Origin of the sequence: Burkholderia sp. JP2-270, from assembly GCF_003233675.1 — a bacterium.
Taxonomy (GTDB): Bacteria; Pseudomonadota; Gammaproteobacteria; order Burkholderiales; family Burkholderiaceae; genus Burkholderia; species Burkholderia pyrrocinia_C.
In genome coordinates this window covers 1082175-1105763 of the sequence record NZ_CP029824.1, presented here as the reverse complement: position 1 = coordinate 1105763, position 23589 = coordinate 1082175, and the positions used below count along the sequence as shown (strand labels likewise).

The window sequence follows — 23589 nt, the reverse complement described above, 5'->3', positions numbered from 1 at the left end:
ATAGCGCGCGTCGTCAGAACGGCGCGTCGCCGGGGAAGTCGGGCGGACGCCGCTCGCGCAGCGAGCGGATGCCTTCCTGCACGTCAGGCCCCGAGAAGCCCATGAATTCGAGCGCAAGCGACGTGTCGAAGGTCGGCCCGGCCGTACGCAGCCAGTTGTTCAGCGCGTACTTGGTCCAGCGGATCGCCGACTGCGAACCGTGCGCGAGCCGCTCGGCCACTTCGTACGCCTTCGGCAGCAGGTCGGCCGGCTCGACCGCGAGCGATACCAGCCCGATCCGCTCGGCCTCCGCGCCGCTCACGGGCTCGCACAGCAGCAGGTAGTACTTCGCCTTCGCCATCCCGCACAGCAGCGGCCACACGATCGCTGCGTGGTCGCCGGCCGCGACGCCGAGCCGCGTGTGGCCGTCGATGATGCGCGCATCCTTCGCGGCGATCGAGATGTCGGCGAGCAGCCCGGCGACGAGCCCCGCGCCGACGGCCGGCCCGTGCATCGCCGACACGATCGGCTTGCTGCAGTTGATCACGTTGTAGACGAGGTCGCGCGCCTCGCGCCACACGCGGGCGCGCACGTCGAAGTCGTTCGCCATGTCCTCGACGAGCGCAAGATCGCCGCCCGCCGAAAAGCCCTTGCCTTCGCCGCGGATCACCGCGACGCGCGTGTCGGGATCGCGGTCGACGTCGCGCCAGATGTCGGCGAGCTCGCGATGCATGCGCGCGTTCGCGGTCGCGAGGCCGCTGCGGTTCGCGCCCTCGCCGCTCATCACGATGTCGAGCACGCCATGGTCGCGGCGCGTCACCTTCAGTGCTTCATAACCGCCGTACGCGGCGAGATCAGCCATGCGCCTGCTCCTTGCTCGAGGCTCTTGAATCGAGTGTAGCCAAGCCCGCGCGGGCAAACATCAGGCGAAACCCGGCGCGCGGGCCGGAGCCGGGTTTCGCGCGCCTCGCTTACGCCGCGCCGTCGGGCGGTGCGACCGATTGCTCGATCGCGCCGAAGATCGACTTGCCGGCCGCGTCGAACATCTCGATGCGCACGGTGTCGCCGTAGCGCATGAATTCGGTCTGCGGCGCGCCATGCTCGATCGTCTCGAGGCAGCGCTTCTCGGCGATGCAGCAGTAGCCGCGCTTCGCATCCTTGTTCGACACCGTGCCCGAACCGACGATCGAGCCGGCGCGCAGGTTGCGCGTCTTCGCCGCGTGCGCGACCAGCTGGCCGAAGTGGAACACCATGTCGGTGCCCGCATCGGGCTGGCCGACCTTCCTGCCGTTCCAGTGGACGATCATCGGCCGGTGCACGCGGCCGTCGCGCCATTCGTCGCCGAGCTCGTCGGGCGTCACGGCGACCGGCGCGAACGCGGTGGCCGGCTTGCTCTGGAAGAAGCCGAAGCCCTTCGCGAGCTCGGCCGGAATCAGGTTGCGCAGCGACACATCGTTCACGAGCGTGACGAGCCGCACGGCCTTCAGCGCGTCGTCGGGCGATGCGCTCATCGGCACGTCGCCGGTGATCACCGCGACTTCCGCCTCGAAATCGATGCCCCATTCCTCGGACGGGCACACGACGTCGTCGCGTGGCCCCAGGAAATCGTCGCTACCGCCCTGGTACATCAGCGGATCGGTCCAGAACTCGGGCGGCATCTCCGCGCCGCGCGCGCGGCGCACGAGCTCGACGTGGTTCACGTACGCGGAGCCGTCGGCCCACTGGAACGCGCGCGGCAGCGGCGCCATGCAGTTGGCCGGATCGAACGAGAACGCGTTGCGCGCGCGGCCATGGTTCAGCGCGTCGTACAGGTCGCGCAGCTGCGGCGCGTAGAACGCCCAGTCGTCGAGGACGCGCTGCAGCGTCGGTGCGATCGCGTCGGCGATCGCCGCGGTGTGCAGGTCGCGCGACACGACGATCAGCTGGCCGTCGCGCGTGCCGTCCTTCAGCGAAGCAAGTTTCATCAGTTACTCCTAGAAACCTCGCCATGCATGGCGAGGAGGAAAGGGACGCTCGTCGGCAAACGTCATTCCATCGTTAGAATGACCGGCATGATTCTTGTCTATCGCTATCGAGTCAAGTCGCTCAACGGACTGCTTAACAAGCAGTGCCGTGCGGTGAACTACGTCTGGAACTTCTGCAGTGACACGCAGAAGCACGCGCTCAAGTGGAGCAAGAAGTGGCCGACGGGTTTCGACCTGAACGTGCTGACGACTGGCAGCAGCAAGGAACTCGGCATTCACTCGGGAACGGTCAACGCAACGTGCGAGCAGTACGCGAAGTCGCGCAGCCAGCACCGGCGCCCTTACCTGCGCTATCGCGGCAGGAAATCGCCTGGCTGGGTGCCGCTGAAGGGCCGCGACCTGAAACGCGAGGGCGACGCGTTTCGCTTTGCCGGCAACACTTTCCGTGTATTCAGTAGCCGGCCGCTTCCCGAAGGGAAGATCAAGGACGGAACTGACTTTGCACAGGATGCGCGCGGCAACTGGTTTCTCAACATCGTGATCGAGATGCCTGATGTTCAGGCGCGCCCGATCCGTTCCGGCGTCGGCCTCGATCTCGGTCTGAAAGACTTCGCCACGCTTTCGACCGGCGAGAAGCTGCCTAACGACCGGTTCGGCCAGCGCGCGGCCGAAAAACTGGCGAAAGCGCAGCGTGCGCGAACGCACAAGCGGCACATCGCGAAGCTGCGCGCCAAGGTGGCAAACGCTCGCGCGGACTTCCAGCACAAGCTCGCACTCGATCTGGTGCGACGCTTCGACTACATCGCGGTCGGCAACGTGTCGGCCGCTAAGCTCGCCAAGACCAGGATGGCGAAAAGCGTCTACGACGCATCCTGGTCGTCCTTCCGGGACAAGCTCCGTTACAAGGCGATGGCGCACGGGGCTACGTTCGAGGAAGTCGACGAAAGCGGTTCTACCCAGTCCTGTTCGGCGTGCGGGTCGACAGACAGCGCGACGCCGCCGAAAGGTATCGCGGGACTGCGAGTAAGAGAGTGGACCTGCAGTGACAGTGGCGTCGAGCATGATCGTGATACCAACGCTGCGTTGAACATTCTCCGATGCGGGCGTGCATCGCCAGAAGTGGGAATCCCCCGCCTTTAGCGGGGGGAGGACGTCAAAGGGGAATCTGCGTTGTAGTGACGATGGAGGGAATCTATTTTACGATGGTGAATCCATGCGGCGCGCACGATCACGCACGCCGTTTTCGCCCGATCCTTGCCGCATTTCCGCACCCGCTGCCCATGCCCGCCAGCCAGCTTCCCGACGACGATCTCGCCGACTCCGACACCGACGACGCCGCTTCCGGCGAGCACGGCGAGAAGGTCCGCTCCGGCATCCAGTCGATCGAGGTCGGCTTCCGCCTGCTCGACGTGCTGACGAGCGAGCCGCGCGCGATGATGCTGCGCGACCTCGCGCAGCGCGCGGGCATGAGTCCTGCGAAGGCGCACCGCTACCTGGTCAGCTTCTCGCGGCTCGGCGTCGTATCGCAGGATCCCGTATCGGGCCGCTACGAGCTCGGCGGCTTCGCGCTGCAGATGGGGCTCGCGCGGCTCGCGCGCGTCGACGGCGTGAAGCTCGCGCGGATCGCGCTGACCGAATTCCGCGACCGCCTCGACCAGACGGTCGGCATCGCGGTGTGGGGCAACCAGGGGCCGACGATCGTGCACTGGATGGAATCGAGCCATCCGGCGAAGGCGTCGCTGAAGCTCGGCGACGTGATGCCGCTGCTCGGCTCCGCGACCGGGCTGCTGTTCGCCGCGTACCTGCCGCGCAGCAAGACCGCCGCGATGCTCGAGCGCGAACTCGCCGATACGCGCCGCTCACCGCATCACGGCGGCCCGCGCACGCTCGACGAAGTCGATGCGGTGCTGGCCGACGTGCGCGAGCACGAGGCCGCGCGCGTCGAAGGGATGCTGCTGCCGACGATCCACGCGTTCTGCATGCCCGTGTTCGACGCGGTCGGCGAACTCGCGCTCGCGATCGTCGCGCTCGGCCAGGAAGGCTCGTTCGATATCGCGTGGGGCGGCGAGATCGACACTGCGTTGCGCGTGTGCGCGCGGAAACTGTCTTACGAACTCGGCTATAGTCCCGACGCACGCGACGCCTGACGTACGCGATACACCCCGGTACACGGCGCGAACGCGCGGCGCCTCCGACGGTCCGATTCCTGTGGCGCGCTACGCGTCCAACATCACGCGACCGCCCCGACCCCGTTCCGATGCCCATGCAGCCTGCCGACATCCGCCCGCGTCACGCCCTGCCCCGCCGCTGGCTGCGCGCGGGCGGCGCGCTCGTCGTCGTGCTGGTGCTGCACGCGCTCGCCGCGATCTGGCTGATGCGCAATCGCGAATCGTTCACGCCGCCCGCGTCCGCCGAGGTCCCCGTGCAGATCGAGCTGCTGAAGCCGCAGCCGATCGAGCGCCAGCCCGCGCCGCCTGCGCCGAAGCCGGTCGAGCATCCGGCCGCGCCCAAGGCCGCTGCACCGAAGCCCGCACCGTCACCCGAGCCGGTCCTCACGTCGACGCAGACGGCCGAACACGGCGAGCCGCCGCCGGCCGCCGCATCCGCATCCGCGGCGAGCGGCGTACCGGGTGCATCGGGCGCATCGGACGCGCACGCCGCATCGGCCGCCGGCGCCAGCAGCGCCGCAGCACCGGGCCCCGCGGCCGACGGCGTGAAGTTCGCCGCGCCGCCGTCCGGCGACCTGCAGTACGACACGTTCTACAACGGGATGCAGAACATGATCGGCACGATCCACTGGCGCACCGACGGGCACACCTACGACCTGTCGGTATCGATGCCGGTGCCGTTCGTCGGCCCGTTCGCCTATCGCAGCGAAGGCCGCATCGACGCGTTCGGCGTCGCGCCCGACCGTTACGTCGAGAAGCGCGGCAAGCGGCCGGAAGACATCGCGATCTTCAACCGCGAGATCCGGCAGGTCGTGTTCACGCGCACGCCGAACAATGCGCCGCTGCCCGACGGCGTGCAGGACCGCTTCAGCATGCTGATGCAGTTGTCGGGGCTCTTGCGCGGCAACCCGTCCGCCTACAAGCCGGGCGTCACGCAGCAGTTCTTCGTGATCGACAACAACAGCGGCGAGACCTGGCCGATCACGGTGATCGGCGACGAGCAGGTGCAGACGCAGGCCGGCATCATCGACGCGCGGCATTTCATGCGCCTGCCGCGCCGCGACGGCGACACGCGCCGCATCGACATGTGGCTCGCGCCGTCGCTCGGCTGGCTGCCCGCGCGGCTCGTGCAGAGCGAACCGAACGGCGCGCAGATCGAGCTGCTGTGGCACGGCCGGCTCGCGGCGCCGGCCACGCCGTCCGATGCCGCGCCGGCAGGCGGCGCAACGAACCCGCCCGCCGGCGCATCGACGCCCGATGCATCGGCCGCCGCGCCGCCCGCGGAACCCGCACAACCCGCGCCGCCGGCCACCGCGCAACCGGCTGCACCGCCGGCATCGTCGCCCGTCACACAGTGAACGCGCGTGGATCGGCAATTTCGACCGATTACAGATTTCCGCGAAATGGCCGATGACATTCTTTAACAACTATTTCAGTCCACCGGCAGACAATAAGAAACGTTTCATAGACATCGGCTTCTAACCGATACACCCCACGCAACGGGAACGGGGTGTGCTGCGCAAGCCCCTTGAAACCGGCAAGGCTCGCCCCACCTAGGGGACAACAAGGCCAGATGCCACTGCGAAGAGGAGTGCCGCCATGCAAATGATCTACAACAGCCCCAACTACTGCGTCGTCGAATTTGCGCCGCAGGCCGGCCATCATCTGATGAATGCCGGCGGATACGAAATCGTCGACAAGAACGCGCAGCGCGAGATCTTCATCGACGGCGAACTTGCCGAACGCTTTCGAGCGCACGTCAAGCAACTGATCGAGGATGAACCGTCGCTCGACGAAGTCGACGAATTCCTCGGGCAATTCGACAGCCTGATGATGATGCCCGTCGTGCTGCACTGACGACCCGCGGCCCGCCGCCTCGCGCGGCCGGGCCATTCGCCGCGCACCGACGCGGCGCCCGCGAGCACTCCGATCATGCCCCCGTCCGGTTCGCCGGCGGGGGTTTTCATTTGGCCGCCGCCCGGCGCGGCGCGAGGCCGGGCGGCGGCCAGGCGCACCGGCTACAATGACGGTTTTCCCGTCTTCGCCGGTCCTCCGCCCATGTCTGCGACTCCTCTCGCCGCTTCCGTCCCGCTCGACGCGCCCTACACGCGCGGCGCCGCACTGCCCGCGCTGCTGAAATCGCGCATCCTGATCCTCGACGGCGCGATGGGCACGATGATCCAGCGCTACAAGCTCGACGAAGCCGCGTATCGCGGCGAACGCTTCAAGGATTTCCCGCGCGACATCAAGGGCAACAACGAGCTGCTGTCGCTCACGCAGCCGCAGATCATCCGCGAGATCCACGACCAGTACTTCGCGGCCGGCGCCGACATCGTCGAAACCAACACGTTCGGCGCGACGACGGTCGCGCAGGCCGACTACGGGATGGAAGATCTCGTCGTCGAGATGAACGTCGAATCGGCGAAGCTCGCGCGCGAATCGGCCGCGAAATACGCGACGCCGGACAAACCGCGCTTCGTCGCGGGCGCGATCGGGCCGACGCCGAAGACGGCGAGCATCTCGCCGGACGTCAACGATCCGGGCGCCCGCAACGTCACGTTCGACGAGCTGCGCGACGCGTACTACCAGCAGGCGAAGGCGCTGCTCGACGGCGGCGTCGACCTGTTCCTCGTCGAGACGATCTTCGACACGCTGAACGCGAAAGCCGCGCTGTTCGCGCTCGACGAGCTGTTCGAGGACACCGGCGAGCGCCTGCCGATCATGATCTCGGGCACCGTCACCGACGCGTCGGGCCGGATCCTGTCGGGCCAGACGGTCGAGGCGTTCTGGAATTCGCTGCGCCACGCGAAGCCGCTCACGTTCGGCCTGAACTGCGCGCTCGGCGCGGCGCTGATGCGCCCGTACATCGCCGAGCTCGCGAAGCTGTGCGACACCTACGTGTCGTGCTACCCGAACGCGGGCCTGCCGAACCCGATGAGCGACACCGGCTTCGACGAAACGCCGGACGTCACGTCGGGCCTGCTGAAGGAATTCGCGCAGGCCGGGCTCGTGAACCTCGCGGGCGGCTGCTGCGGCACGACGCCCGAGCACATCGCCGAGATCGCGAAGGCGCTCGCCGACGTGAAGCCGCGCCGCTGGCCGAACCAGTACAGCGACAACGCCTGACCCGACCGCCCCACGCCCTTCATTACACGAATTCGCACCGCCATGACCGATCACATGATGCGCCTTGCCGGCCTCGAGCCGTTCAACGTCACGTCCGGAACGCTCTTCATCAACGTCGGTGAACGCACCAACGTCACCGGCTCGAAGGCGTTCGCGCGGATGATCCTCAACGGCCAGTTCGACGAGGCGCTCGCCGTCGCGCGCCAGCAGGTCGAGAACGGCGCGCAGGTGATCGACATCAACATGGACGAGGCGATGCTCGATTCGAAGGCGGCGATGGTGCGCTTCCTGAACCTGATCGCGTCGGAGCCGGACATCGCGCGCGTGCCGATCATGATCGACTCGTCGAAGTGGGACGTGATCGAGGCCGGCCTCAAGTGCGTGCAGGGCAAGGCGATCGTGAACTCGATCTCGCTGAAGGAAGGCGAGGAAGCGTTCCGCCGCCACGCGAACCTGATCCGCCGCTACGGCGCGGCAGCCGTCGTGATGGCGTTCGACGAGAAGGGCCAGGCCGATACGTACGAACGCAAGACCGAGATCTGCAAGCGCTCGTACGACTTCCTCGTGAACGAAGTCGGCTTCCCGCCGGAAGACATCATCTTCGACCCGAACATCTTCGCGGTCGCGACCGGCATCGAGGAGCACAACAACTACGCGGTCGACTTCATCGAGGCGACCCGCTGGATCAAGCAGAACCTGCCGTACGCGAAGGTGAGCGGCGGCGTGTCGAACGTGTCGTTCTCGTTCCGCGGCAACGACCCGGTGCGCGAGGCGATCCACACCGTGTTCCTGTATCACGCGATCCAGGCCGGGATGGACATGGGCATCGTGAACGCCGGCCAGCTCGGCGTGTATGCCGACCTCGACGCCGAGCTGCGCGAGCGCGTCGAGGACGTGATCCTGAACCGCCGCGCGGATTCCACCGACCGCCTGCTCGAGATCGCCGACAAGTTCAAGGCGGGCGGCGCGAAGAAGGAAGAGAACCTCGGGTGGCGCAACCAGCCGGTCGAGAAACGGCTCTCGCATGCGCTCGTGCACGGCATCACGACCTTCATCGTCGAGGACACCGAAGAAGTGCGCGCGAAGATCGACGCGGCCGGCGGTCGCCCGATCAACGTGATCGAAGGCCCGCTGATGGACGGGATGAACATCGTCGGCGACCTGTTCGGCCAGGGCAAGATGTTCCTGCCGCAGGTCGTGAAGTCGGCGCGCGTGATGAAGCAGGCCGTGGCGCACCTGATCCCGTTCATCGAGGAGGAGAAGCGCCTGCTCGCGGAAGCGGGCGGCGACGTGCGCGCGAAGGGCAAGATCGTCATCGCGACCGTGAAGGGCGACGTGCACGACATCGGCAAGAACATCGTGTCGGTCGTGCTCCAGTGCAACAACTTCGAAGTGGTCAACATGGGCGTGATGGTCCCGTGCAACGAGATCCTCGCGAAGGCGAAGGTCGAGGGTGCGGACATCATCGGGCTGTCGGGCCTCATCACGCCGAGCCTCGAGGAAATGGCATACGTCGCGTCGGAAATGCAGCGCGACGACTACTTCCGCGTGAAGAAGATCCCGCTGCTGATCGGCGGCGCGACCACGTCGCGCGTGCACACGGCCGTGAAGATCGCGCCGCACTACGAGGGCCCGGTCGTCTACGTGCCCGATGCGTCGCGCTCGGTATCGGTCGCATCGAGCCTGCTGTCGGACGAAGGCGCGGCGAAGTACCTCGACGAACTGAAGTCCGACTACGAGCGCATCCGCGACCAGCACGCGAACCGCAAGGCGCAGCCGATGGTCACGCTCGCCGAAGCGCGCGCGAACAAGACGAAGGTCGACTGGGCCGGCTACGCGCCCGTGAAGCCGAAGTTCATCGGCCGCCGCGTGTTCAAGAACTACGACCTGAACGAACTCGCGAACTACATCGACTGGGGCCCGTTCTTCCAGACGTGGGACCTGGCAGGCCCGTACCCGGCGATCCTGAACGACGAGATCGTCGGCGAATCGGCGCGGCGCGTGTTCTCCGACGCGAAATCGATGCTCGCGCGCCTGATCCAGGGCCGCTGGCTGAGCGCGAACGGCGTGATCGCGCTGCTGCCGGCGAACACCGTCAACGACGACGACATCGAGATCTACAGCGACGAGTCGCGCTCGGAAGTGCTGCTCACATGGCGCAACCTGCGCCAGCAGAGCGTGCGCCCGGTGGTCGACGGCGTGATGCGGCCGAACCGCTCGCTCGCCGATTTCATCGCGCCGAAGGAATCGGGCGTCGCCGACTACATCGGGATGTTCGCGGTGACGGCCGGTCTCGGCGTCGACGTGAAGGAAAAGCAGTTCGAAGCCGACCACGACGACTACAGCGCGATCATGCTGAAGGCGCTCGCCGACCGCTTCGCGGAAGCGTTCGCCGAGGCGATGCATGCACGGGTGCGACGCGAGCTGTGGGGCTACGCGAGCGGCGAGACGCTCGACAACGACGCGCTGATCGCCGAAAAGTACGCGGGCATCCGCCCGGCGCCCGGCTACCCGGCCTGCCCCGACCACCTCGTGAAGCGCGACATGTTCGACGTGCTGCACGCGGACGAGATCGGCATGAGCGTGACCGACTCGCTGGCGATGCTGCCGGCCGCGAGCGTATCGGGCTTCTACCTCGCGCATCCGGACAGCCGCTATTTCTCGGTCGGAAAAATCGGGCAGGATCAGCTCGAGGACTACGCGCGGCGCATGGCGCTGTCGCTCGACGACGCGCGCCGCGCGCTTGCGCCGCAGCTCTGATCGATGCAGACGGGCGGCCGACCGCCCGTTTGGTCAGACAAAAAGAAAAAGCCCGCTCGATAGCGGGCTTTTTCCTGCCTTACTCACCTTTCGTACTGCCGGGCAAGGAAGCTCAGAAGCCCCAGTGCACGTCGGCTTCGCCGGCTTTCGCCTCGCGCAGCATCGCGAGGAACGGCGCGACGCGCTGGGCCAGGCTAGGCGGCACTTCGTGGTGCGCGTGATCGTGTTCGTCCTCGTGGAAGTGGCCGGCGTGCTCGGCGCGCGCCTGCTTCGCCTGCGCGACTGCGCCTTCCAGCTTCGCGATCGCGTGGTCCAGTTCGTCGTGCGTAATCACACCGCGCTCGCCCAGCTGCTTGCCGACGAGGCCCAGCACATACACGGCGAAATCCTTCAGCACGTCGAGATCCTGTGCCGCCTTGCTCTTGAACGTAATCATGACAATTCCCTTTTCATCTTGTTGTGCCTGCGCGGCGAGGTTGGGGGAACGCCGGCAGACCGGCGTCCGGCCTCGCGGACGCGGGGCGCCTGAGCGGCATATTAGCACCTGTTAAAATTCTGCGATCCCTGAAACGCGCGCTTAAAAAGCGCGCCGGCGGCCCGGCGTTTCCGGCCGCCACCAACGAAGCCTTCTACCAGCATGCTGCCAGCACACAAACAGACCCTCGAAGCCCTGCTCGCGGATAGCGTCAAGCAGGTCGCACACGCGCTGAAAGGCGCCGACGCAGCGTTCGTCGCCCCGGCCATCACGCTGGAGCGCCCGAAGGTCGCCGCGCACGGCGACGTCGCGTGCAACGTCGCGATGCAGCTCGCCAAGCCGCTCGGCGCGAACCCGCGCCAGCTCGCCGAGCAGATCGTCGCCGCGCTCACCGCGCAGCCGGCCGCGCAAGGGCTCGTCGAAGCCGCCGAAATCGCCGGCCCCGGCTTTATCAACCTGCGCCTGTCGGCCGCCGCGAAGCAGGCGGTGATCGCCGCCGTGTTCGACCAGGGCCGCGCGTTCGGCACGTCGGATCGCGAGAAAGGCAAGCAGGTGCTGCTCGAATTCGTGTCGGCGAACCCGACCGGCCCGCTGCACGTCGGCCACGGCCGCCAGGCCGCGCTCGGCGACGTGCTCGCGAACGTGATCGCGAGCCAGGGCTACGCGGTGCACCGCGAGTTCTACTACAACGACGCAGGCGTGCAGATCGGCAACCTCGCGATCTCGACGCAGGCGCGCGCGCGCGGCCTGAAGCCGGGCGACGCGGGCTGGCCGGAAGCCGCGTACAACGGCGAATACATCGCCGACATCGCACGCGACTACCTGAACGGCGAAACGGTCGCCGCGTCGGACGGCGAGCCCGTCAAGGGCACGGGCGACGTCGAGGATCTCGACGCGATCCGCAAGTTCGCGGTCACCTACCTGCGTCGCGAACAGGACATGGACCTGCAGGCGTTCGGCGTGAAGTTCGACCAGTACTACCTCGAATCGTCGCTGTACAGCGAAGGCCGCGTCGAGAAGACGGTCGACGCGCTGATCAAGGCCGGCATGACCTACGAGCAGGACGGCGCGCTGTGGCTGCGCACGACCGACGAAGGCGACGACAAGGATCGCGTGATGCGCAAGTCGGACGGCACGTACACGTACTTCGTGCCGGACGTCGCGTACCACGTGACCAAGTGGGAGCGCGGCTTCACGAAGGTGATCAACATCCAGGGCTCGGACCACCACGGCACGATCGCGCGCGTGCGTGCGGGCCTGCAGGGGCTGCACGTCGGGATCCCGAAGGGCTATCCCGACTACGTGCTGCACAAGATGGTCACCGTGATGCGCGACGGCCAGGAAGTGAAGATCTCGAAGCGCGCGGGCAGCTACGTAACGGTGCGCGACCTGATCGAATGGTCGGGCGGCGCGGCGGCGGGCCAGGAGGCGGCGCCCGACCTGATCGACGAGGCGACCATCACGCGCGGCCGCGACGCGGTGCGTTTCTTCCTGATCTCGCGCAAGGCCGATACCGAGTTCGTGTTCGACATCGACCTCGCGCTGAAACAGAACGACGAGAACCCGGTCTATTACGTCCAGTACGCCCATGCGCGGATCTGCTCGGTGCTCAACGAATTGAAGTCGCGCTACAACGTCGACGCCGCGCAACTGCCGGGCGCCGACCTGTCGCAACTGACTAGCGCGCAAGCCGCGTCGCTGATGCAGAAGCTCGCCGAGTATCCGGACATGCTCACGCACGCGGCGAACGAGCTGGCGCCGCACGCGGTCGCGTTCTACCTGCGCGATCTCGCTGGCGAATTCCACTCGTTCTACAATGCGGAGCGCGTGCTGGTCGACGATGAAGCGCCGCGCAACGCGCGCGCCGCGCTCCTCGCGGCGACCCGGCAGGTGCTCGAGAACGGCCTGGCGGTGCTCGGCGTGTCCGCGCCCGCCAAGATGTAAGGACGCAAGCGGCCCGAACCGGGCAGCGAATGGCCGCGGCAGCGCCCGCCCGCAGGAGCGCCTGCCGCAGCCTTTTCACGATTCTTTTTGCAGGTGACTCAAGCAATGGCACAACCACGCCGCACTTCGAAACAATCGAAACAAGCCGGAGGGACATTTCTTGGAATCGTGCTGGGCCTGATCGTCGGCCTCGCGATCGCCGTGGTGGTGGCGCTCTACATCACGCGTTCGCCGTCGCCGTTCGTGTCGAAGGTCGCGCCGCCGCCGGCCGACAACGGCGCGAGCCAGCCGCAGCAGTTCGACCCGAACCGCGCGCTGCAGGGCAAGACGCCCGGCCAGCCGGTGCCGCAGGCCGCGCAGCCCGCGCCGCCCAACACCGCGCCCGGCCAGGCCGCGAACCAGACCCAGGGCGGCCTGTTGCCCGAGCCGCAGATCGTCGAAGTGCCGCCGTCGGCCAACGGGTCGAGCGGCCCGAACAACACCGGCAGCTCGAACAACACGACCGCGTCGAACAATACGTCGTCGGGTAACGGCGTCGCCGTCGCGCCGAAGCCGGCCGACACCACGCCGCCGAAGAAGACGCAGCCGCAGCAGCAACAGCAGGCCGGCGAGGACGACCTCGCGCGCTTCGCCGCGCAGAAGCAGGCGCAGCAGGCCGCCGCGCAAAAGCAGCAGCAACAGCAGCAGGCCGCGAACACGCCGAAGCCGACGTCGTCGGCCGCCGCCGCGGCAGCGAAGCCGCCGACCGCGAGCGACGCGAATACCGGCTACTTCCTGCAGGTCGGCGCGTACAAGACGGAAGGCGACGCCGAGCAGCAGCGCGCGCGCCTCGGCTTCCAGGGCTTCGAATCGAAGGTGTCGAAGCGCGATGTCAGCGGCGTGACCTATTTCCGCGTGCGCGTCGGCCCGTTCTCGAAGTTCGAGGATATGAACTCGGCCCGTCAGCGCTTGTCCGATGCAGGTGTCGACACGGCGGTGATCCGCTTCACGAAGCAGTAGGCAGCCGGTCGAGCCCACGCAGAACCCGTTACGTTTCGTAACCCGAGCAACTGATTCGACGTTCACAACATGAAAAAACTGCTTAGCACGCTCCTTCTGTCCCTGGGCCTCGCGGCCGGCTTCGCCCAGGCAACGCCTGCCGCACCGGTCGCCGGCAAGGACTTCGAGGTGATGAAGTCGCCGCAGCCGGTGTCCGCGCCGGCCGGCAAGGTCGAGGTGATCGAGTTCTTCTGGTACGGCTGCCCGCACTGCTACGAATTCGAGCCGACGATCGAGGCCTGGGTGAAGAAGCAGGGCAACAACATCGACTTCAAGCGCGTGCCGGTCGCATTCCGCGACGATTTCATCCCGCACTCGAAGCTGTTCTATGCGGTGGCCGCGCTCGGCATCTCCGAGAAGGTCACGCCGGCGATCTTCAACGCGATCCACAAGCAGAAGAACTACCTGCTGACGCCGCAGGCGCAGGCCGACTTCCTGGCCACGCAGGGCGTCGACAAGAAGCAGTTCATGGACGCGTACAACTCGTTCAGCGTGCAGGGCCAGGTGAAGCAGTCGGCCGAGCTGCTGAAGAACTACGCGATCGACGGCGTGCCGACGGTCGTCGTCCAGGGCAAGTACAAGACGGGCCCCGCTTACGCGAACAGCATCCCGGGTACCGCCCAGGTGCTCGACTTCCTCGTGAAGCAGGTTCAGGACAAGAAGCTCTGACCCCCGCCCGCGCGCCGGCATGACTACTCCGCTGAAGGTCTTCATCACCGGCGCGTCGAGCGGCCTCGGCCTCGCGATGGCCGAGGAATACGCCCGCCAGGGCGCCACGCTCGCGCTCGTCGCGCGACGCACCGAGGCGCTCGATGCGTTCGCGCGGCGTTTCCCCAAGCTGTCCATCTCCGTCTATTCCGCCGACGTGCGCGACGCCGACGCGCTCGCGACGGCCGCCGCGTCGTTCATTGCGGCGCACGGCTGCCCGGACGTCGTGATCGCGAACGCGGGCATCAGCCAGGGCGCCGTCACGGGCCAGGGCGATCTCGCGACGTTCCGCAACGTGATGGACATCAACTACTACGGGATGGTCGCGACGTTCGAGCCGTTCGTCGGCCCGATGACGGCCTCGCGCCACGGCACGCTGGTCGGCGTCGCGAGCGTCGCCGGCGTGCGCGGCCTGCCCGGCTCCGGCGCGTACAGCGCGTCGAAATCGGCCGCGATCAAGTATCTCGAATCGCTGCGCGTCGAGCTGCGCCCGGCCGGCGTCGGCGTCGTGACGATCGCGCCCGGCTATATCCGCACGCCGATGACCGCGCACAACCCGTACCGGATGCCGTTCCTGATGGATGCCGACCGCTTCGCCGCGCGCGCGGCGAAAGCGATCGCGCGGCAGCACGCGTTCCGCGTGATTCCGTGGCAGATGGGCGTCGTCGCGAAGGTGCTGCACGTGCTGCCGCGCTGGCTGTACGACCGCCTGTTCGAGAAGGCGCCGCGCAAGCCGAAGGCCGGCGCGCACTGAACGGTTGCCGGGCCGCCACGCGGCTCGTTCGGCAATTCGAGCGTCGCGAGGCGCTCCGGTTCCGGCGGCACAAACATCTTTGCCCCCCTCCCCGCGCCTTCTTCCCGCCGGCTCACCCCGGGGCAGCGCGCCCGCCCCGCGTTCGCAGCCGGACCTGATTCCCGTGCCGGCTCCACGCCCCTCTTTCGCCGGTCCGGCCGCCGCCTCCCGTACGCACGCGCCCGGCCAACCCCATTTGCGGCGCCTGCGCCGCCCCAACAGCCGTTCCGTCGCGAACGCAGCCGTTTTTCGGTCAATTCGCCGCGTTCCGGCGCCTTTTTTCACGCGCCGCGCGCTTTGACGTTATGCTGTTCGCCAGCCGCGCCGGCCCCGCCCGCTTCCGGGCCGCGCCCGCGTCCCGTCACCAAGCAAAAAGCACAAGCCACGTGGGAGATCCTATGCACGTCAAGCTGTTCGCCGCGGCGGCGGTCGCCGCCGCGCTCGCCGCCCCCGGCCTCGCCGCCGCCAAGCCGCTCACCGTCTGCACTGAATCGAGCCCGGACGGCTTCGACGTCGTGCAGTACAACTCGCTCGTCACGACCAACGCATCGGCCGACGTGATCTTCGACACGCTCGTGTCGTACGACGAAGCCGCGAAAAAGGTCGTGCCCGCGCTCGCCGACAAATGGGAAGCGAGCGCCGACGGCCTCACCTACACGTTCCACCTGCGCCCGAACGTCGCGTTCCAGACCACCGACTATTTCAAGCCGGGCCGCGCGCTCGACGCGGACGACGTCGTGTTCACGTTCACGCGGATGCTCGACGATGCGAACCCGTGGCACAAGGTGGCCGGCGCGAGCGGCTTCCCGCACGCGCAGTCGATGGGCCTCGTGAAGCTCGTGAAGTCGGTCACGAAGGTCGACGACAGCACCGTGAAATTCGTGCTGAACGAACCGAACGCGACCTTCGTGCCGATCCTGACGATGGGCTTCGCGTCGATCTACTCGGCCGAATACGCGGACCAGCTGCTGAAGGCCGGCAAGCAGGCCGACCTGAACGCGAAGCCGGTCGGCACGGGCCCGTTCGTGCTGAAGAGCTATACGAAGGACGCGCTGATCCGCTACGACGTGAACCCGACGTACTGGGGCGCGAAGCCGAAGGTCGACCGGCTGATCTATGCGATCACGCCCGACCCGTCGGTGCGCCTGCAGAAGGTGAAGGCCGGCGAATGCCAGATCGCGCTGTCGCCGAAACCTCAGGACGTGCTCGCCGCGAAGGGCGAAAGCGCGCTGAAGGTCGTGCAGACACCCGCGTTCATGACCGCGTTCGTCGCGCTGAACACGCAGAAGAAGCCGCTCGACAACAACAAGGTGCGCGAGGCGCTGAACCTCGCATTCGATCGTGCGACCTACCTGAAGGTCGTGTTCGACAACACCGCTACGGCCGCGAACAACCCGTATCCGCCGAACACGTGGAGCTACGCGAAGGACGTCGCGCCGTATGCGTACGATCCCGCGAAGGCGAAGCAGCTGCTCGCGCAGGCCGGCTTCCCGAACGGCTTCTCGACGACGATCTGGACGCGCCCGACCGGCAGCGTGCTGAACCCGAACCCGAAGGTCGGCGCGGAGCTGCTGCAGGCCGACCTCGCGAAGATCGGCGTGAAGGCCGACGTGAAGGTGATCGAATGGGGCGAGCTGATCAAGCAGGCGAAGCTCGGCCAGCACGACATGCTGTTCATGGGCTGGGCCGGCGACAACGGCGATCCGGACAACTACCTGTCGCCGCAGTTCAGCTGCAATGCGGTGAAGTCGGGCATCAACTTCGCGCGCTTCTGCGACGCGCAGCTCGACAAGCTGATCGCCGACGGCAAGTCGACCGCCGACCAGGCCAAGCGCGCGAAGCTGTATGAAACCGCGCAGAAGATCATCCACGACCAGGCGCTGTGGATCCCGCTCGGCTACCCGACCGCCGCGGCGCTCATGCGTACGAACGTGAGCGGCTATCGCGTGAGCCCGTTCGGACGGCAGAACTTCACGGCGGTCGCCGTGCAGTAACAGCGCGTGGCGCGCAAGCGACGGCGTTCGCGCCGCTCGCTTGCGGCCCGCGCACCCCGCTTGCTACACTCCGCTCCTATTCCTCATACCGGACGCCAGCCAAAGTGAACAACTAAGCCTTCCCAAAATGTTTTCGCCGCCGTGCCACGCACGCCGCGCGAAGGTCTTCACGCATTTTCGGAGGTGCTTATGGCTGCAGCCACGCCCACCGGCGCGCTCGTCGCGCTTCATCACGTTTCCTTCCGCTTCGACGACGGCTTCACGCTGTTCGATTCGCTCGACCTTTCCATCGATCGCACGCCGACGGGCATCGTCGGTCGCAACGGCATCGGCAAGAGCCAGCTCGCGCAACTGATCGCGGGCCGCTGCGCGCCGAGTTCGGGGACGATCGACCGGCATGTGCCGGTCGTCTACGTCGCGCAGCAGCACAACGACGCTGCGGCCGGCCCACGGACCGCCGCGCAGATCGCCGCGCTCGATGCGCCGCTCGGCGCGCTTGCGCGTCTCGCGAACGGCCGCGCGGAGCCGCACGACTTCGACCTGATCGGCGATCGCTGGGATCTCGCCGAGCGGCTGCGCGCGGCACTCGACGCGACCGGCCTGCACGACGTGCGACCCGACACGCCGGCGCACGCGCTGAGCGGCGGCCAGCTCGCACGCGTCGCGCTGATCGGCGCACTGCTGTCCGGCGCCGGCCTGCTGGTGCTCGACGAACCGACCAATCATCTCGACGCGCCGGGCCGTGCATGGCTGCGCGCGGCGCTCGACGGCTGGCGCGGCGGGCTCGTGATCGTGAGCCACGACCGTGCGCTGCTCGCCGGCGTGCAGCGCATCGTCGAGCTGACACCGCAACGCGTGCGCTCGTACGGCGGCAACTACGTGCTCTACCGCACGCAGCGCGACGTGGAACAGGACGCCGCGCAGGCGGCGCTCGATCATGCACGCACCGAGCGCGGACGCGTCAGGCGCAGGCTCGAACAGGAGCACGACACGATCCAGCGTCACGCGGCCGGCTCGCTGCGCGATGCGAAGACGGCCAACCTGTCGTCGATGGCGAAACAGAGCCGCAAGGGTGCGGCGCGCAACATCATGGGACAAGTCCGGCGCCATCAGGACGAATTCAAGGCGACGCTCGACGAACGCGTGCAGCAGGCGGCCGCGCGCGTCGAAGCCGATGCCCCCGTGCTCGTGTCGCTGCCGGGCACCGAGGTCAGCGCGCGCCGCCAGCTGTTCACGCTCGAACGGGCACAACTGCCGTGGCGCGTGGCCGGCGATGCCGATGCGATCACGTGGTCGGCGAGTGGTGCCGTGCGCATCGCACTGACGGGCCCGAACGGCTGCGGCAAATCGACCTTGCTGCGGATGCTCGCGGGCGAACTCGCGCCGCGTTCAGGCACATGCACGACGCACGTGAGCGCCGCGTATCTCGACCAGCGGCTCGCGATGCTCGACCCAGAACGCTCGATCGTCGAGCAGTTGGGGCTGCTCGATACGCCGCTCGCCGAAGGCGACCTGCGCGGCCGTCTCGCGCTGTTGCAGCTCGACGCAACACGCGCGACGCAGCCGGCCGGCGGCGAGCGGCTGAAGGCCGCGCTCGCGTGCGCGTTGTGGCGCGGCACGCCCGCGCAACTGCTGCTGCTCGACGAACCGACCAATCACCTCGATCTCGAATCGGTACGTGCGATCGAAGCCGCGCTGGCCGGCTTCCCGGGCGCGATCGTGGTCGCGTCGCACGACACCGCGTTTCTCGCGGCGCTCGAACCGACGCACACGATGCAATGGCATCGCGACGGGTGGCGCTACGAACCCGTCGTGTGAGGAGAACGAAGCGCTATTGGCCGGTGATGCGGAACCGCAGCACACCGTCCTCGCCCTGCTCGCGCACGAGTTCCCCCGCGAGCCACAGCAGGTTCAAATGCGCGAGCGCCTCGCCGAGCGCGAACGTCATCTGGTGGATGTCGAGCTCGCGGCGGCGGAACATGATCGGCACGATGTCGGCCGCGCTCATCGGCTTCTCCGCGCACGCGACGCGCACTTCGTCGAGCCGCGCGTCGTGGTGCTCGCGCAGTTGCGCGATGCGCGTGCGCACGCCGCGGAACGGCTTGCCGTGCGACGGCAGCACGAGCGTGTCGGGCGCCATCGTCTCGTAGCGGCCGAGCGACTGCAGGTACAGCGCGAGCGGGTTCGCTTCCGGCTCGAGGTCGAACACGGACACGTTCGTCGAGATGCGCGGCAACACCATGTCGCCGGAGATCAGCACGCCGTCCGCTTCGCTGTGCAGCGCGCAATGTTCAGGCGAATGGCCGTAGCCGGTGACGACGCGCCACGTGCGCGCGCCGATCGTCACCGCATCGCCTTCGCGCAGGCGCCGGTAGCGCGGCGGCACGGCCGGCACGAGATCCGAGTAGTAGCTGCGGCGGTTGCGCAGCTTGTCGAGCGCGGCCGGATCGGTCAGCCCGTGGCGCGCGAAATGATCGGCGGCGGCCGCGCCGCCCGCGTTCGAGCCGTTGCCGGCCGCCATCAGGCAGCCGAACATGTATTCGCCGAGCGTCATCCACAGCCGCACGTTCCAGCGGCCCTTGTCGCCGCCTTCGCACAGCCAGTTCGCGAGCCCGAAGTGATCGGGGTGGCAGTGCGTGACGAGCACGCGCAGCACGGGCAGGCCGTCGAGATGCGTGTCGAAGATCTGCTCCCAGTGCGTACGGATCGCGTCCGACGAGATCCCGCAATCGACGATCGTCCAGCCGGCCTGCCCGTCGATCTCGTCGCGCAGCAGCCACAGGTTGATGTGGTCGAGCGAGAACGGCAGCGGCATGCGCAGCCAGCGCACGCCGGGCGCGACCTCGAACGTGTCGCCCGCGGCGGGCAGCGTGTCGGCGAAGGGATAGTCGAGTTGGTGTTCCAGTGCGTTCATCGGTGGGGCGTCTCGTCGTTATCGGTGCGAATGCGCGCCGGCGGCAGGCCGCGGAGGGCGTCGCGTCGATTCTATCGCCGTCGCGCGAAACGCGTGCCCGACAGCCGCAGGGCGGTCAAAAAAAGTTCGTGCCAGAATCGGTTCCGTACCCGTATCTTTACGCGAAGATGCACCGAACGGCGCTCAACGACGGATAACCCGCAGCTTGCCGGCCGGCCACGCGTCGCCGCAAAGTCTTTGATCCGCCCGCTTGGGCGCTAAAATGGCGAGTGCTTACAGCCCCTCCTGAACGAGCCTGCACGCAATGAATCACTTCCCCAAACTGCTGTCGTCGCAGATCGGTTTCGACGTCGCGCAGACGATGCTCGAAAACTTCGACCGCCACTACCGGATCTTCCGCGAAGCGGCCGTCGAGGCGAAGACGTTGTATGAGCGCGCCGACTGGCACGGGCTGCAGCGGCTCGCACGCGAACGGATCACGTCGTACGACGATCGCGTGCAGGAGTGCGTCGAGGTGCTGGAAGACGAATACGACGCGGAGAACATCGACGACGAGGTCTGGCAGCAGATCAAGCTGCACTATATCGGCCTGCTCACGTCGCACCGCCAGCCCGAGTGCGCGGAGACGTTCTTCAATTCGGTGTGCTGCAAGATCCTGCACCGCTCGTATTTCAACAACGATTTCATCTTCGTGCGCCCGGCGATCTCGACCGAGTATCTCGAGAACGACGAGCCGGCCGCGAAACCGACCTACCGCGCGTATTACCCGAGCACCGACGGGCTCGCGGTCACGCTCGAGCGCGTCGTCACGAATTTTCAGCTGGAGCCGCCGTTCGAGGATCTCGAGCGCGACATCGCGTGCGTGATGCAGGCGATCCACGACGAGTTCGGCCACTTCGACGCAGCGCCGAATTTCCAGATCCACGCGCTGTCGTCGCTGTTCTTCCGCAACAAGAGCGCATACATCGTCGGCCGCATCATCAATGCCGACCGCGTGCTGCCGTTCGCGGTGCCGATCCGCCACGTGCGCCCGGGCCTGCTCGCGCTCGACACCGTGCTGCTGCGCCGCGACCTGCTGCAGATCATCTTCAGCTTCTCGCACTCGTATTTCCTCGTCGACATGGGCGTGCCGTCCGCGTATGTCGACTTCCTGTGCACGATCATGCCCGGCAAGCCGAAGGCGGAAATCTACACGTCGGTCGGCCTGCAGAAGCAGGGCAAGAACCTGTTCTACCGCGACCTGCTGCACCACCTGTCGCACTCGAGCGACCGCTTCATCGTCGCGCCCGGGATCAAGGGCCTCGTGATGCTGGTGTTCACGCTGCCGTCGTTCCCGTACGTGTTCAAGATCATCAAGGATCACTTCCCGCCGCCGAAGGAAACGACGCGCGCGCAGATCATGGAGAAGTACCAGCTCGTGAAGCGCCACGACCGCCTCGGGCGGATGGCCGACACGCTCGAGTATTCGAGCGTCGCGCTGCCGCTCGCGCGGCTCGACCATGCACTCGTGCGCGAGCTCGAGAAGGAAGTGCCGTCGCTGCTCGAATACGAGGACGACAATCTCGTGATCAAGCACCTGTACATCGAGCGCCGGATGACGCCGCTGAACCTGTACCTGCAGAACGGCACCGACGCGGACATCGAGCACGGCGTGAAGGAGTACGGCAACGCGGTGAAGGAGCTGATGAAGGCGAACATCTTCCCCGGCGACATGCTGTACAAGAACTTCGGCGTCACGCGCCACGGCCGCGTCGTGTTCTACGACTACGACGAGATCGAGTACCTGACCGACTGCAACGTGCGCCGCGTGCCGCCGCCGCGCAACGAGGAAGACGAGCTGTCCGGCGAACCGTGGTATACCGTCGGCCCGCACGACATCTTTCCGGAAACCTACGGGCCGTTCCTGCTCGGCGACCCGCGCGTGCGGAACGTATTCATGAAGCATCACGCGGACTTTTTCGATCCCGTGCTGTGGCAGGCGAGCAAGGACAAGCTGCTGCAGGGCGAATTGCCCGATTTTTATCCGTACGACGCGGCGCTGCGTTTTTGCGTGCGCTACCCCGCGCGCTTCGGCGCGACGGACCAGAACGACGGCGAAGGCGACGCTCAGCGCGCCGCCTGACACCGGTTATACCGAACCCGATATCGACCCGATTTCCGAAAACGGAATCCACACCGATGAATACCCCAGTCAACCCGCTCTCGCACCTGTTCGACAACAACGACGCCTGGGTCAGGCGCAAGCTCGCCGACGATCCCGAGTTCTTCACGCGCCTCGCCGACCAGCAGGCACCGGAATATCTGTGGATCGGCTGCTCGGATTCGCGCGTGCCCGCGAACCAGATCATCGGCCTGCCGCCGGGCGAAGTGTTCGTCCACCGCAACATCGCGAACGTCGTCGTGCACAGCGACCTGAACTGCCTGTCGGTGATCCAGTTCGCGGTCGACATCCTGCGCGTGAAGCACATCATGGTCGTCGGCCACTACGGCTGCTCGGGCGTGAACGCGGCGCTGCACAACCGGCGCGTCGGCCTCGCTGACAACTGGCTGCATCACGTGCAGGACGTGCGCGCGCGCCATGCGGCGCTGCTCGACGAATGGCCGGTGGGCGAGGCGCGCTATCGCCGTCTGATCGAGCTGAACGCGATCGAGCAGGTCGTCAACGTGTGCCGCACGACGATCGTCAACGACGCATGGGCGCGCGGCCAGTCGCTCACCGTGCACGGGCTCGTGTACGGCGTGCACGACGGCCGGATGCGCAACCTCGGGATGGCCGTGTCGAACTTCGAAGCGCTCGACGAAACCTACAAGCGCTGCGTCGCCGCGCTGACCGCGGGCGGCCAGCATGCGCCCGACAACGACATGGTCGCCGCCGATGCCGCGCAAATGAACGAAGTCGCACAGGCGGTGGTCGATACGCTGAAGCCCTGCACGGACGCGGAGTAAGCACGCGCTGCGCGTCGGCGGCGACGCAACGGCAACCTGCATCGAACTGACCTGACGCCGTCACCACGGCACTGCAAAGGAGCGGCGAACGTGAAAACCGTACTGATCGTCGGTGCATCGCGCGGCCTCGGCCGCGAATTCGTCCGGCAATACCGGCGCGACGGCTGGAACGTGATCGCCACCGCGCGCGACGACGCGTCGCTCGCCGCGCTGCGCGCGCTCGGCGCGCAAGCGCATGCGCTCGACATCGCGCAGCCCGAGCAGATCGCGGCGCTCGGCTGGAAGCTCGACGGCGAACGGCTCGATGCGGCCGTGCTCGTGTCGGGCGTCTACGGGCCGCGCACCGAAGGCGTGGAGACGATCACCGCCGAGGATTTCGACGCGGTGATGCACACCAACGTACGCGGGCCGATGCAGTTGCTGCCGATCCTGCTGCCGCTCGTCGAGAATGCGCGCGGCGTGCTGGCCGTCGTATCGAGCCGGATGGGCAGCATCGCCGAGGCGACCGGCACGACCGGCTGGCTGTACCGCGCGAGCAAGGCCGCGCTGAACGACGTGCTGCGCATCGCGTCGCTGCAGACGCGCCACGCCGCGTGCATCTCGCTGCATCCCGGCTGGGTGCGCACCGACATGGGCGGCGCGCAGGCCGCGATCGATCCGGAAACCAGCGTGACCGGCATGCGCCGCGTGATCGCGGAAGCCGGCGCCGACGTGTCGCAGGCGAACGGCCGTTTCTTCCAGTACGACGGCATCGAGCTGAGCTGGTAAGCCGCGGTCACA

The 23589-nt window shown here is 67.2% G+C and carries 19 protein-coding genes; 15 read left to right on the top strand and 4 right to left on the bottom strand.

The window, feature by feature from the left end:
• Window positions 1-13: 13 nt before the first annotated feature.
• Together DM992_RS05285 and DM992_RS05280 are read right to left on the bottom strand one after the other, a co-directional pair.
• Window positions 14-841 (bottom strand): enoyl-CoA hydratase/isomerase family protein, encoded by an 828-nt coding sequence (locus DM992_RS05285; RefSeq protein WP_047899145.1) that lies wholly within the window; start codon window positions 839-841, stop codon window positions 14-16.
• A 109-nt stretch (window positions 842-950) separates the two neighbouring features.
• Window positions 951-1943, bottom strand: coding sequence for a fumarylacetoacetate hydrolase family protein (locus DM992_RS05280; RefSeq protein WP_111016001.1), 993 nt, complete (start codon window positions 1941-1943; stop codon window positions 951-953).
• A gap of 87 nt (window positions 1944-2030) precedes the next feature.
• Between DM992_RS05280 and DM992_RS05275 the strand changes: the two genes are divergently transcribed.
• The 6 genes from DM992_RS05275 (at window position 2031) to metH (ending at window position 9997) form a co-directional block, all read left to right on the top strand.
• Complete coding sequence (locus tag DM992_RS05275) at window positions 2031-3083, top strand: RNA-guided endonuclease TnpB family protein (protein ID WP_111017809.1); 1053 nt, start codon at window positions 2031-2033, stop codon at window positions 3081-3083.
• Window positions 3084-3223: 140 nt separating this feature from the next.
• Window positions 3224-4090: an IclR family transcriptional regulator gene (locus DM992_RS05270; protein WP_162631593.1), complete on the top strand. Its 867-nt coding sequence runs from the start codon at window positions 3224-3226 to the stop codon at window positions 4088-4090.
• Window positions 4091-4200: 110 nt separating this feature from the next.
• Window positions 4201-5469 (top strand): DUF3108 domain-containing protein, encoded by a 1269-nt coding sequence (locus tag DM992_RS05265; protein ID WP_111015999.1) that lies wholly within the window; start codon window positions 4201-4203, stop codon window positions 5467-5469.
• Window positions 5470-5710: 241 nt separating this feature from the next.
• On the top strand, window positions 5711-5968 hold the full coding sequence (locus tag DM992_RS05255) for a DUF3567 domain-containing protein (RefSeq protein WP_006477667.1): 258 nt from the start codon (window positions 5711-5713) through the stop codon (window positions 5966-5968).
• Between the two features lie 201 nt (window positions 5969-6169).
• A complete protein-coding gene (locus tag DM992_RS05250) occupies window positions 6170-7237 on the top strand; it encodes a homocysteine S-methyltransferase family protein (RefSeq protein ID WP_034179166.1) in 1068 nt (355 codons plus the stop codon).
• 42 nt (window positions 7238-7279) lie between these two features.
• Entirely contained in the window at window positions 7280-9997 is a 2718-nt protein-coding gene (metH, locus tag DM992_RS05245; RefSeq protein WP_162631592.1) for a methionine synthase, read from the top strand.
• Between the two features lie 112 nt (window positions 9998-10109).
• Here the strand turns inward: metH and DM992_RS05240 are convergent, their stop codons facing one another.
• Window positions 10110-10433 carry a DUF1840 domain-containing protein gene (locus DM992_RS05240; protein WP_111015998.1) on the bottom strand — a complete coding sequence of 108 codons (324 nt, stop codon included), beginning with the start codon at window positions 10431-10433 and terminating at the stop codon, window positions 10110-10112.
• A gap of 201 nt (window positions 10434-10634) precedes the next feature.
• On the opposite strand from DM992_RS05240, the gene argS reads away from it, so the two are divergent.
• From argS to DM992_RS05210, 6 genes are all read left to right on the top strand, one after another.
• On the top strand, window positions 10635-12416 hold the full coding sequence (gene argS / locus DM992_RS05235; protein ID WP_111015997.1) for an arginine--tRNA ligase: 1782 nt from the start codon (window positions 10635-10637) through the stop codon (window positions 12414-12416).
• A 105-nt stretch (window positions 12417-12521) separates the two neighbouring features.
• The gene (locus DM992_RS05230; RefSeq protein ID WP_111015996.1) at window positions 12522-13415 is read left to right on the top strand and encodes an SPOR domain-containing protein; all 894 of its coding nucleotides are present in this window, start codon (window positions 12522-12524) and stop codon (window positions 13413-13415) included.
• A gap of 69 nt (window positions 13416-13484) precedes the next feature.
• Window positions 13485-14123, top strand: coding sequence for a thiol:disulfide interchange protein DsbA/DsbL (locus DM992_RS05225; RefSeq protein ID WP_111015995.1), 639 nt, complete (start codon window positions 13485-13487; stop codon window positions 14121-14123).
• A gap of 19 nt (window positions 14124-14142) precedes the next feature.
• Window positions 14143-14916, top strand: coding sequence for an SDR family oxidoreductase (locus DM992_RS05220; RefSeq protein ID WP_111015994.1), 774 nt, complete (start codon window positions 14143-14145; stop codon window positions 14914-14916).
• 437 nt (window positions 14917-15353) lie between these two features.
• Entirely contained in the window at window positions 15354-16949 is a 1596-nt protein-coding gene (locus DM992_RS05215) for an ABC transporter substrate-binding protein (RefSeq protein ID WP_111015993.1), read from the top strand.
• 189 nt (window positions 16950-17138) lie between these two features.
• Window positions 17139-18767, top strand: coding sequence for an ATP-binding cassette domain-containing protein (locus DM992_RS05210; RefSeq protein WP_111015992.1), 1629 nt, complete (start codon window positions 17139-17141; stop codon window positions 18765-18767).
• A 13-nt stretch (window positions 18768-18780) separates the two neighbouring features.
• Here DM992_RS05210 and DM992_RS05205 read toward each other — a convergent pair whose 3' ends face one another.
• Window positions 18781-19863 (bottom strand): MBL fold metallo-hydrolase, encoded by a 1083-nt coding sequence (locus tag DM992_RS05205; protein WP_111015991.1) that lies wholly within the window; start codon window positions 19861-19863, stop codon window positions 18781-18783.
• Between the two features lie 304 nt (window positions 19864-20167).
• On the opposite strand from DM992_RS05205, the gene aceK reads away from it, so the two are divergent.
• From aceK to DM992_RS05185, 3 genes are all read left to right on the top strand, one after another.
• A complete protein-coding gene (aceK, locus tag DM992_RS05195; RefSeq protein WP_111015990.1) occupies window positions 20168-21985 on the top strand; it encodes a bifunctional isocitrate dehydrogenase kinase/phosphatase in 1818 nt (605 codons plus the stop codon).
• A 56-nt stretch (window positions 21986-22041) separates the two neighbouring features.
• The gene (gene can, locus DM992_RS05190; protein ID WP_111015989.1) at window positions 22042-22809 is read left to right on the top strand and encodes a carbonate dehydratase; all 768 of its coding nucleotides are present in this window, start codon (window positions 22042-22044) and stop codon (window positions 22807-22809) included.
• Between the two features lie 90 nt (window positions 22810-22899).
• Window positions 22900-23577 carry an SDR family oxidoreductase gene (locus DM992_RS05185; protein WP_111015988.1) on the top strand — a complete coding sequence of 226 codons (678 nt, stop codon included), beginning with the start codon at window positions 22900-22902 and terminating at the stop codon, window positions 23575-23577.
• The last annotated feature ends 12 nt before the right edge of the window (window positions 23578-23589 follow it).